At 68.3% G+C, this 16,098-nt stretch carries 11 protein-coding genes and 1 tRNA gene; 2 read left to right on the top strand and 10 right to left on the bottom strand.

What is annotated here, in order from left to right; translation table 11 throughout:
- The first annotated feature begins 104 nt into the window (after positions 1 to 104).
- Positions 105 to 2,234 (top strand): protein kinase, encoded by a 2,130-nt coding sequence (locus AB5J53_RS24510; protein WP_369247800.1) that lies wholly within the window; start codon positions 105 to 107, stop codon positions 2,232 to 2,234.
- A 16-nt stretch (positions 2,235 to 2,250) separates the two neighbouring features.
- Here AB5J53_RS24510 and AB5J53_RS24505 read toward each other — a convergent pair whose 3' ends face one another.
- A complete protein-coding gene (locus AB5J53_RS24505; RefSeq protein ID WP_369247799.1) occupies positions 2,251 to 3,648 on the bottom strand; it encodes a hypothetical protein in 1,398 nt (465 codons plus the stop codon).
- 244 nt (positions 3,649 to 3,892) lie between these two features.
- The gene (locus AB5J53_RS24500) at positions 3,893 to 4,021 is read right to left on the bottom strand and encodes a DLW-39 family protein (protein WP_003999697.1); all 129 of its coding nucleotides are present in this window, start codon (positions 4,019 to 4,021) and stop codon (positions 3,893 to 3,895) included.
- A gap of 338 nt (positions 4,022 to 4,359) precedes the next feature.
- Between AB5J53_RS24500 and AB5J53_RS24495 the strand changes: the two genes are divergently transcribed.
- Positions 4,360 to 4,728, top strand: coding sequence for a DUF6344 domain-containing protein (locus AB5J53_RS24495; protein WP_369247798.1), 369 nt, complete (start codon positions 4,360 to 4,362; stop codon positions 4,726 to 4,728).
- A 391-nt stretch (positions 4,729 to 5,119) separates the two neighbouring features.
- Here AB5J53_RS24495 and AB5J53_RS24490 read toward each other — a convergent pair.
- The 8 genes from AB5J53_RS24490 to dnaN form a co-directional block, all read right to left on the bottom strand.
- Positions 5,120 to 5,196, bottom strand: a tRNA-Ile gene (locus AB5J53_RS24490).
- Positions 5,197 to 5,307: 111 nt separating this feature from the next.
- Positions 5,308 to 6,012, bottom strand: a complete 705-nt coding sequence (locus tag AB5J53_RS24485; RefSeq protein WP_369247797.1) for a DUF3566 domain-containing protein — start codon at positions 6,010 to 6,012, stop codon at positions 5,308 to 5,310.
- Between the two features lie 18 nt (positions 6,013 to 6,030).
- Entirely contained in the window at positions 6,031 to 8,625 is a 2,595-nt protein-coding gene (gene gyrA / locus AB5J53_RS24480) for a DNA gyrase subunit A (protein WP_369247796.1), read from the bottom strand.
- A gap of 42 nt (positions 8,626 to 8,667) precedes the next feature.
- The gene (gene gyrB, locus AB5J53_RS24475; protein ID WP_369247795.1) at positions 8,668 to 10,731 is read right to left on the bottom strand and encodes a DNA topoisomerase (ATP-hydrolyzing) subunit B; all 2,064 of its coding nucleotides are present in this window, start codon (positions 10,729 to 10,731) and stop codon (positions 8,668 to 8,670) included.
- Positions 10,732 to 11,161: 430 nt separating this feature from the next.
- Positions 11,162 to 11,731 (bottom strand): DUF721 domain-containing protein, encoded by a 570-nt coding sequence (locus AB5J53_RS24470; protein ID WP_369247794.1) that lies wholly within the window; start codon positions 11,729 to 11,731, stop codon positions 11,162 to 11,164.
- Complete coding sequence (gene recF, locus AB5J53_RS24465; RefSeq protein WP_369247793.1) at positions 11,728 to 12,849, bottom strand: DNA replication/repair protein RecF; 1,122 nt, start codon at positions 12,847 to 12,849, stop codon at positions 11,728 to 11,730. Before recF ends, AB5J53_RS24470 begins: the two co-directional genes overlap by 4 nt.
- A 129-nt stretch (positions 12,850 to 12,978) precedes the next feature.
- Positions 12,979 to 13,854 carry a phosphogluconate dehydrogenase (NAD(+)-dependent, decarboxylating) gene (gene gnd / locus AB5J53_RS24460; protein WP_369247792.1) on the bottom strand — a complete coding sequence of 292 codons (876 nt, stop codon included), beginning with the start codon at positions 13,852 to 13,854 and terminating at the stop codon, positions 12,979 to 12,981.
- Positions 13,855 to 14,019: 165 nt separating this feature from the next.
- Entirely contained in the window at positions 14,020 to 15,150 is a 1,131-nt protein-coding gene (gene dnaN / locus AB5J53_RS24455) for a DNA polymerase III subunit beta (RefSeq protein WP_369247791.1), read from the bottom strand.
- Positions 15,151 to 16,098 lie beyond the last annotated feature (948 nt).

The following is a 16,098-nucleotide window of genomic DNA, read 5'->3' as shown; positions in this document are numbered from 1 at the left end:
GGCCGCTGAAGGCCCGTTACACCTTCCAGCCGCCGCAAGTCAGGCAGCCGGGCACCTCGGAAGAGGTCTCCGGACCGACCGCCGAAGGGGAGCGACGCACGACCATGGGTGAGGTCTTCGCAGGCCGGTACGAACTGGTCGACCCGATCGGACGTGGGGGAGTCGGTGCGGTCTGGCGCGCCTGGGACCACCGGCGGCGCCGGTATGTGGCCGCCAAGGTGCTGCAGCAGAGCGACGCGCACGCGCTGCTGCGCTTCGTGCGGGAGCAGGCGCTGCGGATCGACCATCCACATGTGCTCGCTCCCGCCAGCTGGGCCGCCGACGACGACAAGGTCCTGTTCACCATGGACCTGGTCGCCGGGGGCTCCCTGGTCCACCTGGTCAATGACTACGGCCCCCTGCCTCCCCCCTTCGTCTGCGTTCTGCTCGACCAGTTGCTGGCGGGCCTCGCCGCCGTGCACGCGGAGGGCGTCGTGCACCGTGACATCAAGCCCGCCAATGTGCTGCTCGAAGCGACCGGCACGGCTCGGCCACGGTTGCGCCTGTCCGACTTCGGCATCGCGATGCGGCTGGGCGAACCACGACTGACAGAGACCAACTACGTGGTGGGAACGCCCGGTTACTTCGCCCCCGAGCAGATGCTGGGCGCCGAACCTGACTTCCCCGCCGACCTGTTCGCCGTCGGTCTGGTCGCCCTCTATCTACTGGAGGGCGCCAAGCCCGACGCCAAGGCGCTGATCGAGTACTTCGCCGAGAACGGCACGCCGTCCGCTCCGCGGGGCATACCCGAGCCGCTCTGGCAGGTCGTGGCCACGCTGGTGCAACCCGACCCGCACGCGCGGTTCCGCACCGCCACCGGGGCGCGGAAGGCGCTCGCCTCGGCCGCCGAGCTGCTGCCCGAGCCCGGCCCCGACGACGAGCTGGTCGAGGTCTTCGACCAACTCGGCCCGCTCCCTGAGGGGTTCGGCCCGAAGGGACCGCTGCGGGGATCGCCGGGGCCGAGCACCGGGAGCTCGTCGTCCGGGGCGCGTCCGGGCGCACCCACAGCGGCAGAACTCGGCCCCGACGACACGTCGTCCTGGCTTGGGCCCGACGACACACCGTCCTGGCCCGGGCCCCACAACACACCGTCCCGACCCGGCCCCCACAAGACACCGTCCGGCCCCGAACACGAGGCCACACCGTCTTGGTCCGGCCCAGAAGCCCACTCCGGGTCCAACGCCCGCTCGATGCCCAGCTCCAACCCTGGCTCTGGTCCGGGCTCTACGTCTGTCTCTGGTCCGGACTCTGCCTCTGACTCCGGTCGTGGCCCTGCCTTCGGTCCTGGGCCCGGCTCGGGTTCCGGCTCGGGCTCGGGTTCCGGCTCCGGCTCCGGCTCCGGCTCCGGCTCCGAGCCATGGCATCACGGCTCGGGGACGCTGTCCCAGGAGGCCGTTTCGGGGAGTGTCCGGTCGGGGTCCGGCACCGGTGACGTACACCCGGACCGCACGGGGCACGTACGACCAGAGTCCGGCTCCGGTCACGTACGCCCCGAGTCCGCCGGAAATCGCGCACGCCCGGAGTCCATCCCCGATCGCGTACACCCCGAGCCCGCTGCCAGTGTCGTACCGCCGGAGTCCGTCCCCAGCAACGTACGGCCGAAGCCCGCTCCCGACGACGTCCCACCGCAACGCGCCTCCGACCTCGACACCGTCCCCCCTCAGCCGTCCACGATGTCGGACACCGGTAGCTTCCACCTGCCGCCACCGCAGCCTGCTGCTCCCGACACGCAGTCGCAGTCGCAGCCCCCAAGCCAATCGCAGCCCGAGCCACAGCCTCAGCAGGCATGGCAAGACACGCAGCTGAACCTCGCGCCCCACCATCCGCGACACCGGCCCGAGCAACCGCCCACTCCCCCCACCGCGGTCGCCCTCCCGGCGCAAACTCCCCTCTACACCCCGCCCTTCGAACCCACGCCGACTCCCACGGCCTCCCCCACACCTACGCCCACGCAAGTGCCCTCCCCCCATCGGCCCGCTGCTCCGTCCGCCGCGATGCAGCAGCACGCGTACGCCTCTACTGCTTCATACACCGCTCGGTCCGCGCAGGTTCCGCCTCAGGCGGGGGCAATTCCGGGGCACCGTGCCAGGCGCGCACGACCGCGTCCGGGGCCGCCCGCGAAGGTGGCCGTCCCGGTCCTGCTGCTCGCGCTGGCCTGTTTCGCTGTGGGTTTCTGGGCGCTGGCCCAGATCTGAGCGGGGCCGGCCGAAGTCACCAGCCCCGAGGCGCCCCGCGCTCCCAGGGTGCGGACACCGGAGCCGAAGCCGTATCCGCGTCCTCCGGCGGCACGGCCGCCCGCCGCCGCGCGACCACCGTCCACACCGCGAGCCCCAGCACCAGCGCGCTCCCCGTACCGATCCCGCCCGCGGCGACCAGCCTCATCGTGCCGCTGCTACTTCCGCTGCTGCCACCGCCTCCGGTACCGGCAGCACCGCCCACCGCGCCGTCGGCCGCTTCGTCGGAGTCCCCCGCCGGGACGGCGAACGCGTCACGGGGCTCTGGCCGCCCCGCGTACGCCGGACCCGTCCGCGCCGTCCCGCTCACGCGTAGGCGCAGTGTCATCCCGAACGGTCCGTCGCCGATCTTGTCGGCGACCTGCGCGGAGAGATGGACCACGAGATAGTACGAGCCCGCGAACCGCATCCCGCTCACGCGGTCGTTGAGGGCGTAGCGGTTCTCGTACGCGACGGGGGGCAGTGGATCGAGCGCGGCGGAGCGCTGGCTGCCGTCGTAGCCGGCGCCGACGTCGTCGACGAAGCCGCGTACGGGGTTGTAGAGGGACATGACGAGAGCGGTGCCGACATAGCCGTTGCCGCGGCTCGAACTGCCCAGGTCGGCCGTGGCGTAGAGCTGTTGCCCCCAGTCGACCGGCACCTTGTAGAAGAGCGTCTGCCCGGGGCTGATCCCGTCCTGCCAGATTCCCTGCTTCAGAGGGCTCGCCGTGGTGAACCCCGCGCCGCCCCTGCGGTGCTTCGGATTCCCCGCGAGGGAGTCGGGCGACGCGGAGTTCCAGACCTCGGGAGCGCTCGTCGAATCGGCCGACTTCTTCAGACGAGGCTCCGTCACATAACTCAGCTCCAGGTCCCAGTCGCCGGGCGGGGAACTCGCCGTGCCGCTGCGCTCGACGACCAGGTAGTACGTCCCCGCCGTCTGGCAGGCGTACTGGTCGCCGCCCGTTTCGCGTGACGCCCAGGCGGCGATGGGGTGGGGGCTCTGGGTGGCGCCGAAGTGGGCGGTTCCGGAGAAGGAGCAGTGGCGGCTGTTGGCGTCCTGCACGGACACCTTGATGCCGTCCGAGTACGAGACCGTCGTCCCCGGCCTGGGGACGGCGGTGGCCGAGACGTACGCGTTGGACGTGGTGTCGAGTTCGAGGCGGTAGTAGAGCTTGCCGTCCCTGCCTATGGAGCTCTTGTATGTCTTGCCCGGCTCGAGCCGGAGGGAGTTGGTGGTGTCCGTCGTGCCTTTGACCGTGGTGGCGTCCTGGGCGAAGGCGTACGGCGTCGGTGTTCCGTCCGCGGCGGCCTGCCCCGCCCCCGCGAAGGCCGCACACAGCGCCGCTGCGGCGGCCACGAGCGCCCGGCCGTACCACCTCACCGTGCGCCGCCCCATCACGCGCCACCCCTCGTCCCTCGTCAAAGCCCCGGACCATGGCCCATCCTGCCTCGTCGGCCACCGCGCTACCCGTGCTATCCGTACGAGCGGCCGAAAGGGAGCTTCTACGAAGCCCTCACCCACACCCCTGCGTTGCCAACGCAATCAATTCATTTGCGCAGGTGAATCAAGGTGTCCCCGGACAACACAAAACCCCGACCGCGAGGGCGGCCGGGGTCTGCTCTGAGACTGTTGTCGATACTCACGAACCCGTGGGCACGGAGTCAGTCGCCTCCGTCCACAGATCCTGCTCGGCGCGATCCGCCTGGATCTGGCGGTACACGAGGAGCCCGCCGATGGCGGCCAGTGCGACCAGGAGAAGCTTCTTCACCGCGCGACCTCGTCTTTCCTTGACGTTAGGGGACCTCTGGCGCCCGACTATACACACCGACCGATATCGATCGGTGACCTGGATCGGCCCTCAACTCCCGCCCGGAACAGAGCAATAGAACCGGACGCGATCACTCCGATCGAAGAGCGATCACAGGGTGATCACACCTCACAGATAGTGACATTCGCCGTGATCTCCGACTTTTCGGGTCTCTTGCGGCCATCCGGGTGGTGTTCATCTGAACATCGCCGCGCCACGGGCGTCGGTCCACCACTTCGCGGCCCACATACACATCATGAGGAAAGTACGCAAATCGCCTGACCCGAAAGTGAGGGGCCATGACCCAGAACAAGGTCATGAAGCTGTGGACCGCCTTCGTCACCGCCTTCCTGGCTCTGTGCACGGCGCTCGGACTCATCACGACCACCGCGGCCGCCGCGGTACCGCAAGCCGGGGCGACGCGCAACAGCGAGCCCTCCCTGAAGGTGCCGACAGTGTCCTACGGGACCTGGTCCTACAGCCGGGCCCTGCCCCCCACGATGAAGCAACGCATCCGCGCCGAGGCCCACGGCTCCTCACCGAGCTGCCGCCACCGCCCGCCGGCCGACGACGCCATGGCGGACCTCACAGCTCTCTGCGGCCCCCAAGCCCTCACCGAGGCCGACACGGAACTCGTCACGGAGCACATCACGCCCCTCCAGCGCTGAGCGCGCGCCACCACCCCACGGCACCCCTGACGTAGCGGCGAACTTGCGTACAAAGCCACACAGGGCGAAGGCCCGGCAACTCGTATGAGTTGCCGGGCCTTCTGCATGCCAAGGCGCCACCGGCTGGACGGTTGCTGCAATCGGCAAGGTTGCCGTACTTCTCTGCCGTACAGCCCGAGCATGCCGCGCCGTACAGCCCGAGCATGCCTCCACCAGGAGTGCTTCAGGGCCAGCAAGTCGATCAATTCGCCACCGCCATGCCCTACGCCCTGCCGAGGTTCTTGCTTCTGGCCACGCTCGTGCTGATCTTCTGGGTATGGGTCGGTACAGGGACCTTTCGGCGCCCTCAACGCAAAGACCCCCAGCCATGATCGGCTGGGGGTCTTCGTGCTGGTGGGGCTAACAGGATTTGAACCTGTGGCCTCATCCTTATCAGGGATGCGCTCTAACCAACTGAGCTATAGCCCCGCCGCGCTTTGCGGTGTGTGTCCCGCGCGCTGACCTCTGAAGATTAGCGCACGACGTGGCCAGTCCCAAAATCGATAGTCGACGGACGTTTGAGAGGGCGCCTGCCGGCGTCTACTCGTCCTCGGCCAGCGTCAGCTCGACGCCTCCGACAAAGCCCGCGGAGAGGTTGTAGATGAACGCGCCGAGGGTGGCCAGCGCGGTGGCGAGGACCACATCGATGACCGCGATGACCGAGGTGAACATCAGGACGTGCGGCAGCGAGAGGAAGGACTGGAGGTCGAATCCGTTGGATTCGTTCGAGCCCGTCGCCTCCGAGATCGTGCCGCCGACCGTCGAGAAGACGCCCATCGCGTCCATGACCATCCACAGCACCGCGGACGCCACGATCGTGCAGATGCCGAGCGCGATGGAGAGCAGGAAGCTGACCTTCATCACCGACCACGGGTCGGCCTTGGCAACCCGCAGCCGTGCCTTGCGGGTGCGCGGTGTCGTACGCGCCCCGGTGCGCGGCCGACGGACCGCGCCCGTCGGCGGCTGCTGAGCCGGGTACGCCTGCGGCGGGTGATACGGCTGGGCCGCCTGCGGCTGCCGTTCCCCCGGAAGCGGCGAACCCGGCGGCGGCGAGCCGGGCGCCGGTGGCGCCGCGGCCGGGGCCGCGTGCCCGCCCGCGTACTGCTGGGCCTGCGGGCCTCGGGTGTCCGTCACAGTTCCCCCCTGGGATCCATGAGAGTCATGGGAGTCAGTCGCATCCGTGGCGGGGCCACGGCCGCCGTCCGTTTCCGTACCGGTCGATCCGGCGCCCGTGGCTCCGCTCACGATGACTCACTCCTCGCGCTACTCGGCCGAGGACGGCTCGCCCTCGTCCGTACCGACGGCCTCGACGTCCTCGGCGGTCTCGTCCACGGCGACCTCGCCGTCGACTTCCTCCGCCTCGCGTCCGGCCTCGGCGTTACGAGCGATACCGACCACGGCATCGCGCTTGCCCAGGTTGATCAGTTGGACGCCCATGGTGTCACGGCCTGTCTCCCTGACCTCGTTGACTCGCGTACGAATCACACCGCCGGACAGTGTGATGGCGAGGATTTCATCCGTCTCCTCGACCACCAGCGCGCCGACGAGCGATCCACGGTCCTCAACGATCTTGGCGGCCTTGATACCGAGGCCGCCGCGACCCTGGACGCGGTACTCGTCGACGACGGTCCGCTTCGCGTACCCACCGTCTGTGGCAGTGAACACGAACGTACCGGGTCGAACAACATTCATCGAGAGGAGCTGGTCTCCCTCACGGAAGCTCATCCCCTTGACACCCGAGGTGGCACGGCCCATGGGGCGCAGCGCGTCGTCCGTAGCGGTGAACCTGATCGATTGCGCCTTCTTGCTGATCAGAAGCAGGTCATCCTCTGCCGAAACCAGCTCGGCTCCGATCAATTCGTCATCGGAACCGTCCTCCGTTTCACGAAGGTTGATCGCGATGACACCGCCCGCGCGCGGGGAATCGTAATCCTTCAGGGGCGTCTTCTTCACAAGACCGCCCTTGGTGGCGAGAACCAGGTAAGGCGCCGCTTCGTAGTCGCGGATCGCGAGGATCTCGGCGATCGCCTCGTCCGGCTGGAAGGCCAGCAGGTTGGCGACGTGCTGGCCGCGCGCGTCACGGCCGGCGTCCGGGAGCTCGTACGCCTTCGCCCGGTAGACGCGACCCTTGTTGGTGAAGAACAGCAGCCAGTGGTGTGTCGTCGACACGAAGAAGTGGTCGACGATGTCGTCCTGCTTCAGCTTCGTACCGCGTACGCCCTTGCCGCCGCGCTTCTGCGAGCGGTAGTCCTCGGTCTTGGTCCGCTTGATGTAGCCACCGCGCGTGATGGTGACGACGATGTCCTCTTCGGCGATCAGGTCCTCGATGGACATGTCGCCGTCGAAGGGCACCAGCTTGGAGCGGCGGTCGTCGCCGAACTTCTCGACGATCGCGGCGAGTTCCTCGCTGATGATGCCGCGCTGACGCACGGGCGAGGCGAGGATCGCGTTGTACTCGGTGATCTTCGCCTGGAGCTCGTCGTGCTCCTGGATGATCTTCTGACGCTCCAGGGCGGCCAGGCGGCGCAGCTGCATCTCGAGGATCGCGTTGGCCTGGATCTCGTCGATCTCCAGGAGGCCCATCAGGCCCTCGCGCGCGATCTCGACGGTGTCACTGCGCCGGATCAGCGCGATGACCTCGTCGATGGCGTCCAGGGCCTTCAGGAGGCCGCGCAGGATGTGCGCGCGCTCCTCGGCCTTGCGCAGCCGGAACTTCGTACGGCGGACGATGACCTCGATCTGGTGCGTCACCCAGTGGCGGATGAACGCGTCGAGCGACAGCGTGCGCGGCACGCCGTCCACCAGCGCCAGCATGTTGGCGCCGAAGTTCGTCTGCAGATCGGTGTGCTTGTAGAGGTTGTTCAGGACGACCTTGGCGACCGCGTCGCGCTTCAGGACGATGACCAGGCGCTGGCCCGTACGCGAGGACGTCTCATCGCGGACGTCGGCGATGCCGCCGACCTTGCCGTCCTTGACCAGGTCGGCGATCTTCTGTGCGAGGTTGTCGGGGTTCACCTGGTAGGGGAGCTCGGTGACCACCAGGCACTGGCGGTTCTGGATCTCCTCGACCTCGACGACAGCGCGCATCGTGATGGAGCCACGGCCCGTGCGGTACGCCTCCTCGATGCCCTTTCGGCCCACCACCAGGGCACCACTTGGGAAGTCGGGGCCCTTGATGCGCTCGATCAGCGCGTCCAGGAGCTCCTCGTGGGAGGCCTCGGGGTTCTCCAGGTACCACTGGGCGCCGGCCGCGACCTCGCGCAGGTTGTGCGGCGGGATGTTGGTGGCCATGCCGACCGCGATACCGGCGGAGCCGTTGATCAGCAGGTTCGGGAAGCGGGCCGGCAGGACGGTCGGCTCCTGGGAGCGGCCGTCGTAGTTGTCCGTGAAGTCGACGGTCTCCTCGTCGATGTCGCGGACCATCTCCATGGACTGCGGCATCAACTTGCACTCGGTGTACCGCATGGCGGCGGCCGGGTCGTTGCCCGGGGAACCGAAGTTGCCGTTGGAGTCCACCAGCGGCATCCGCATCGACCACGGCTGCGCGAGGCGGACCAGCGCGTCGTAGATCGAGGAGTCGCCGTGCGGGTGGTAGTTGCCCATGACGTCGCCGACGACACGGGCGCACTTGTAGAAGCCCTTCTCGGGCCGGTAGCCGCCGTCGTACATGGCGTACAGAACACGGCGGTGGACGGGCTTGAGACCGTCCCGTACGTCGGGCAGCGCACGCGACACGATGACGGACATCGCGTAGTCGAGGTACGAGCGCTGCATCTCGGTCTCGAGCCCGACGGGCTCGACACGCAGGGCGATCTCGCCCTCTTCTTCAGGAGTGCTCGGAATGCTCTCGTCGGCCATTGCTGGTGAAGATCCTTCCTGGTGCGGTCAGCTGAGACCGACTCAGATGTCGAGGAAGCGGACGTCCTTGGCGTTGCGCTGGATGAACGCGCGGCGCGCCTCGACGTCCTCGCCCATGAGGACCGAGAACAGGTCGTCGGCCTGGGCGGCGTCGTCGAGGGTGACCTGGCCGAGGACGCGGTGCTCCTGGTCCATGGTCGTGATGCGCAGTTCCTCGGCGTTCATCTCGCCGAGACCCTTGAAGCGCTGCACCGAGTCGTCGCGAATGCGCTTGCCGTTCTGCCGGCCCAGCTCGATCAGTGCGTCGCGCTCGCGGTCCGAGTACGCGTACTCGAAGTCGTCCCGGCCCCACTTGATCTTGTAGAGCGGCGGGCGGGAGAGGAACACGTGCCCGGCCTCGACCAGCGGCCGCATGAAGCGGAACAGGAAGGTCAGCAGCAGGGTGTTGATGTGCTGGCCGTCGACGTCGGCGTCCGCCATCAGGATGATCTTGTGATAGCGGAGCTTCTCGATGTCGAAGTCCTCGTGGACTCCGGTGCCGAAGGCGGAGATCAGCGCCTGGATCTCCTGGTTCTGCAGGATCTTGTCGATCCGCGCCTTCTCGACGTTGAGGATCTTTCCTCGGATCGGGAGGATCGCCTGGTACTGCGGGTTGCGGCCGGACTTGGCCGAGCCGCCGGCGGAGTCACCCTCGACGATGAAGATCTCGCACTTGGTGGGGTCGTTCGACTGGCAGTCGGAGAGCTTGCCCGGCAGGGACGCCGACTCGAGGAGCCCCTTGCGGCGGGTGAGGTCACGCGCCTTGCGGGCCGCCACGCGCGCGGTGGCCGCCTGGATCGACTTGCGGATGATGTCCGCGGCCTCGTTCGGGTTGCGGTCCAGCCAGTCGTTCAGGTGCTCGTAGACCGCCTTCTGGACGAAGGTCTTCGCCTCCGTGTTGCCCAGCTTGGTCTTGGTCTGGCCCTCGAACTGGGGCTCGCTCAGCTTGACCGAGATGATCGCGGTCAGACCCTCGCGGATGTCGTCGCCCGTGAGGTTGTCGTCCTTCTCACGCAGCAGCTTCTTGTCGCGCGCGTACTTGTTGATCAGCGAGGTCAGCGCCGCACGGAAGCCCTCCTCGTGCGTGCCGCCCTCGTGCGTGTGGATGATGTTGGCGAAGGAGTACACGCCCTCGCTGTAGCCGCTGTTCCACTGCATCGCGACCTCGAGGGACAGGCTCTTGTCCTTGTCCTCGGCCTCGAGGTCGATGACGGTGGGGTGCACCGCGTCTCCCTTGCGGGAGTTGAGGTACTTCACGAAGTCGACGATGCCGCCCTCGTAGTGGTACGTGACGGTCTTGACCTCGTCCTTCTCGTCCGCACCCGCCTCGTCCGCCCCGGCGGTGGCCTTCGCCGACTCGCGCTCATCAGTGAGTTTGATCGTCAAACCCTTGTTGAGGAACGCCATCTCCTGGAAGCGCCGCGAGAGCGTCTCGAAGGAGTAGTCGGTGGTCTCGAAGATGTCCGCGTCGGCCCAGAAGGTGACCGAGGTGCCGGTCTCGTCAATGGCCTCATGCTTGGCGAGCGGGGCCGTCGGAACGCCCATCTTGTAGTCCTGCGTCCAGCGGTTGCCGTCGGTCTTGACCTCGACGGAGACCTTGCTCGACAGGGCGTTCACGACGGATACGCCGACGCCGTGCAGACCGCCGGAGACCGCGTAGCCGCCGCCGCCGAACTTGCCGCCCGCGTGCAGGACCGTCAGCACGACCTCGAGGGCCGGCTTGTTCTCGGAGGGGACGATGCCCACCGGGATGCCGCGGCCGTTGTCGACGACGCGCACGCCACCGTCGGCGAGGATCGTGATGTCGATCGTGTCCGCGTGGCCGGCCAGCGCCTCGTCGACGGAGTTGTCGACGACCTCGTACACGAGGTGATGCAGTCCGCGCTCACCGGTCGAGCCGATGTACATGCCGGGTCGCTTGCGGACCGCGTCCAGACCCTCGAGGACGGTGATGGCGCTGGCGTCGTACGAGGCTGTGACCTCGCCGTTGGCGCCGGCGTCGGTGGACGGGATGTTCTCGTTGGGGTTGCCGGAATCGGCCACGAAGCGCCCTTTCTGGCACAGCACAAGCCAAGCTCCCGGCGGGTGGCCGGAGCGGCTGCGGCGTGTTGCGTTGGTAAGCCTGAGTCAGCGTTGCTCGGTGTGTCCCACAAGTGGGGCGGGATTAGCTTCCAGTCTACCGGTAGCGCCGACAGTGATGGGGGTTTGCCGGTACCTGAGTCCGCATGTGCCGCCCTGAACCGGTCTCGGCCGACTCCCCATATGCGGACCCGGGCCCAAAGAGGCTCACAGCGGCACTCAGCGCTTCCGGGTGTCAACCCTTGGCTACTGCGGAGTCAGGTCGGTGTTCGCAACCGCATGCGGTTGCCCGCGACCAACGGCCGGGGCCGCTTCATGATCGGCTGCGGCCTACGTGCGGGACCGCTTCACGGTCGGCTGTACCGAAGGGCGGGGCCGGTCATGATCAGCGGTGACGGACGGTTCCCGCGGGCCGCGGTCACCCGTAGGTGTCGCCGGGACCCGTGCTCCCGGGGGCGCGCAGGGGCCCGTAGCGGCGCGCGGGGCCTCCGGGGCCCTGCACCTTGATCAGCCGCACCGTGCCGTGCCCGAGGTCCTGATTCAGCCGCGCGACCAACTGCGGGGCGAGCAGGCGCAGCTGGGTCGCCCAGGCGGTCGAGTCGCACTGCACCGTCAGCACCCGCTCGTCCTCGTCGTAGCGCTGCGGCACACAGTGCTTGGCCAGGTTCTCGCCGACGATCTGCGGCCAGCGGCCCATCACACCGCCCACCGCGGCCGGGGTCTCCCAGCCACGCTCGGTGAGCAGCCGGTTGATGGCGGCGCCGAGCGCCATGGGGTCGCGCCCGTCGGCATGCGCGCCGGAGCGCAGGCCGCCGCGCCGCGCCTGCTTCTTCTGCTGCGCAGAGTCTCCACGCGCGCGTGCCTGCTCCTTCGCGGCGCGCAGGGCCACGCGCGCGAGGTCGACGCCGGAGGGCTCGGGGGTCTTCTTCCCGGGGGCTTCACCGGATGCGCCTTCGGGAGCGTCTTTTCCGGGTGTGTTCTCCGTCATACGCGCTCCACAGTGCCCTCGGACACGGCGTACCGCGTCCCCGCCAGTACATCCGGTACGTCGTCGTCGACCGCTGCGGTCACCAGCACCTGCTCGCCCGACGCGACGAGTTCCGCGAGGCGCTCCCTCCTGCGCGTGTCCAGCTCCGCGAACACGTCGTCCAGGACCAGCACCGGCTCATTTCCCTCGGCCCTGAGCAGGTCGTACGAGGCCAGGCGCAGCGCCAGCGCGTAGGACCAGGACTCCCCGTGGGAGGCGTATCCCTTGGCGGGCAGCTGACCGAGTTTGAGAAGCAAATCGTCTCGATGAGGTCCTACCAGGGTCACACCCCGCTCGATCTCCTGCTTGCGGACCTCGGCGAGCGCCGCCATCAGCTGCTCGTACAGGTCCTCGCGCGTGTGCGCCTCGCCAGGTGCGGACGGCTTGTACTCCAGGGCGATCGGCCCGCCGCCGGGCGCCAGCTGCTCGTACGCCTTGTCGGTCAGCGGCTGGATCGCGGAGATCAGGTCGAGCCGCTGGGCGAGCAGCTCGGCGCCCACGCGCGCGAGGTGCTGGTCCCACACGTCGAGCGTGGACAGGTCCATGGTGCGGCCGCCGTGCCGCCGGGCCAGCGCGGCAGACTTCAGCAGGGTGTTGCGCTGCTTGAGAACCCGGTCGTAGTCGGAGCGGACACCCGCCATCCGCGGGGAGCGGGCGGTGATCAGCTCGTCGAGGAAGCGGCGCCGCTCACCGGGGTCGCCCTTGACCAGGGCGAGGTCCTCCGGGGCGAACAGCACGGTTCGTACGATGCCGAGTACGTCACGGGGTCTGACCTGCGAGGACCTGTTGATGCGGGCGCGGTTGGCCTTGCCCGGGTTCAGCTCCAGCTCGACGAGCTGCTGGCGCTCGCCCTGGCGGACATTGGCCCGGATGATCGCCCGGTCGGCGCCCATGCGCACGAGCGGAGCGTCGGAGGAGACGCGGTGGCTGCCGAGGCTCGCCAGATAGCCGACCGCCTCGACCAGGTTCGTCTTGCCCTGTCCATTGGGGCCCACGAACGCGGAGACGCCCGGGTCGAGCGGAACCTCTACCCGGGCGTACGAGCGGAAGTCGGCCAGCGACAGATGCGTGACGTGCATGGTCGTTCGCCGACCTCCCCCAGCGTGGTGTTTCGGTTCTTCCCAACGGCCGGGTCTGCCCCGGCCCTCAGGTCTTTCCCCCGGCTGTGGACAACCGGGTCACCCCGGGTGGCGCACCCGGGGCGCGGATCAGGCCTTCTCGACCGCGTGGCCGCCGAACTGGTTGCGCAGCGCCGCGATCATCTTCATCTGCGGCGAGTCGTCCTGCCGCGAGGCGAAGCGCGCGAAGAGCGACGCGGTGATCGCGGGGAGCGGCACCGAGTGGTTGATGGCCGCCTCCACGGTCCACCGGCCCTCGCCCGAGTCCTCCGCGTAACCCTTGAGCTTCCCCAGGTGCTCGTCCTCGTCCAGCGCGTTGACCGCGAGGTCGAGCAGCCAGGAGCGGATGACCGTGCCCTCCTGCCAGGAGCGGAAGACCTCGCGCACGTCCGTGACGGAGTCGACCTTCTCCAGGAGCTCCCAGCCCTCGGCATAGGCCTGCATCATGGCGTACTCGATGCCGTTGTGGACCATCTTCGCGAAGTGGCCCGCGCCGACCTTGCCGGCATGCACCGACCCGAAGTCGCCCTCGGGCTTGAGCGCGTCGAAGATCGGCTGCACCTTGGCGACGTTCTCGGCGGTGCCGCCGTACATCAGCGCGTAGCCGTTCTCCAGGCCCCAGACGCCGCCGGAGACGCCGCAGTCGACGAAGCCGATGCCCTTGATACCCAGCTCGACGGCGTGCCTCTCGTCGTCCGTCCAGCGGGAGTTTCCGCCGTCCACCACAACGTCGCCCGGCTCCAGGAGGGCGGCCAGCTCGTCGATGGTGGACTGGGTCGCGGCACCGGCCGGGACCATGACCCACACCACACGCGGGCCCTTGAGCTTGCCCACAAGCTCTTCCAGGCTGTGGACATCGGCGAGGTCCGGGTTGCGGTCGTATCCGATGACGGTGTGGCCTGCGCGGCGGATCCGCTCGCGCATGTTGCCGCCCATCTTGCCGAGGCCGACGAGACCGAGCTCCATCAGTTGTTCCTTAGGGGTTGCGACGTGGCGTGAGGGCACTCTCGTACCTGTGTCTGAGCCTAAACCCGGACGCTCACGCACACCTGTGGGCATAGCCGCTCAGGCGAACGCCCCACCTGCGGATTCGCCCGCCGGGCCATGCGGACCGGCGGGCTCGCAGCGCGCTCAGCCGCTCAGCCGCACCGGCATGATCAAGTACTTGTATGCCTCGTCCGCCTCGGCGTCCACGGCGGGCTTGCCGCTCAGCAGCGCGGGCTTGGTGGACGTCGTGAAGGAGAGCTGGGCCACCGGCGAGTCGATGGCGCTCAGGCCATCCAGCAGGAACGTCGGGTTGAAGGCGATCGAGATGTCGTCGCCCTCCAGCTGGGCGTCGACCCTTTCCACAGCCTGTGCGTCGTCACTGGAGCCGGCCTCCAGGATCAGCACGCCCTGCTCGAAGCTGAGCCGCACCGGGGTGTTCCGCTCGGCGACCAGGGCCACACGCTTGACGGCCTCCACGAAGGGGGCGGTCTCGATCACGGCCACGGAGTTGAACTCCGTCGGGAACAGCGTGCGGTACTTCGGGAGGTCGCCTTCGAGCAGACGGGTGGTCGTACGCCGCCCGGCGCCCTCGAAGCCGATCAAGCCTTCGCCCGCGCCCGAGCCGGACAGCGCCAGGATCACGCTGTCGCCGCTCGTGAGGGCCTTGGCGGTGTCCAGGAGGGTCTTGGCGGGCACCAGGGCGACCGCGGACGCGTCCGGGTTCTCCGGCTTCCACAGGAACTCGCGGACCGCGAAGCGGTAGCGGTCGGTGGAGGCGAGGGTGACCGTGTCGCCCTCGATCTCGATGCGCACGCCGGTGAGGACGGGGAGGGTGTCGTCACGCCCTGCCGCGATGGCCACCTGGGCGGCCGCCGAGGCGAAGACCTCGCCCGGGACGGTGCCCGTCGCCGACGGCATCTGCGGCAGCGCCGGGTACTCCTCCACAGGCAGGGTGTGGAGTGTGAATCGCGAGGAGCCGCAGACCACGGTCGCCCGTACACCGTCTGTGGAAATCTCCACCGGCCGGTTGGGGAGGGCGCGGCAGATGTCCGCGAGGAGGCGGCCGGAGACGAGGACCGTGCCCTCTTCGTCGACCTCCGCATCCACGGAGACACGCGCCGAGACCTCGTAGTCGAAGCTGGAGAGGCTCAGAGAGCCGTCCTCGGCCTTCAGAAGGAGGCCGGCGAGCACAGGCGCCGGCGGACGGGCCGGGAGGCTGCGTGCCGCCCAGGCCACTGCCTCCGCGAGTACGTCGCGTTCCACCCGGATCTTCACCGTTGCCGCCTCCGTCTGTTGCCGGCGCTCTCGCCCTGCTGGCCTTCGTCGTCTGACTCGGTGTCGCTCGGTCCTGTGAGGGGAAGGACACCGGGGACCAGTCTGACGCACCGCACTGACAGTCGGTGCCCCTCGGGGTCAAGTCGTGCCGAGCGGCACCTGAGCCTCCGAGAGCGAGTTGTGCACAGCCCCGTCTTCGAAACGATTCCCAGGCTCTCTCTAGTTGGTCTTAGTAGTAGGCCCTGTGGAAACCGTGGATAACCGTGTTTTCGCAGCTCAGAGGCGATTTTTTGTCCACTGACCCTGTGGGTGGAGGCGGTGGACAACCGGGGGTCTCTGTGGACGACGAAAAGTTCTGCACACTCGATGCACAGCCTCGGGCCACTTCTCCCCAGCGCCGTCCCCAGCTTTGCCCACGTTCCCCACAGCCCAACCGGACACCTTGGTGTGACGCCTTTCACTCGACACGGTGAGAGGGCGCGTCGCGTTGCCGAACAGTGGACAGAGGTGTGGAGAAGCTGGTGATCACTGGGGACAACCGGCTCGGGCCTGTGGGTCGCCGGTGGACAACTCCGTACACACCCTGTGGATCTTTCCTTCGTCCACAGTCTGTGGAGAGTCTTCGTCCACGAATCCACAGGGGGTTGACCTGGTCTGATCGTCTTTCAACAGTGCCCCCTGTGGACACGATCGGGACAACTTCCCAGTCCCCAGGGTGTGGACGCGGGAAAGTCACCGAATCTGTGGAGAGTGGCCGTAACCGGGCTCGTATTCGAACAACAGGTGTCGGGTCGGTAGCGGCGGCGAGAGGGCGGAAGTCTCCGGTACACGTCCGAGAACGGCGAAAGGCGCCCTCAGAACGCGCAGGAGAACCGCGAAAGGCACCTTCGGTGCGCGCACGAGCACGGCGAAAGCGGCTTCGGCGCGCGCACGAGCACGGCGAAAGGA

The organism is Streptomyces sp. R41, from assembly GCF_041053055.1.
Classification (GTDB): domain Bacteria; phylum Actinomycetota; class Actinomycetes; order Streptomycetales; family Streptomycetaceae; genus Streptomyces.
Note: the sequence above shows the minus strand (reverse complement) of the source record. Positions and strands in the feature narration are given on the sequence as shown.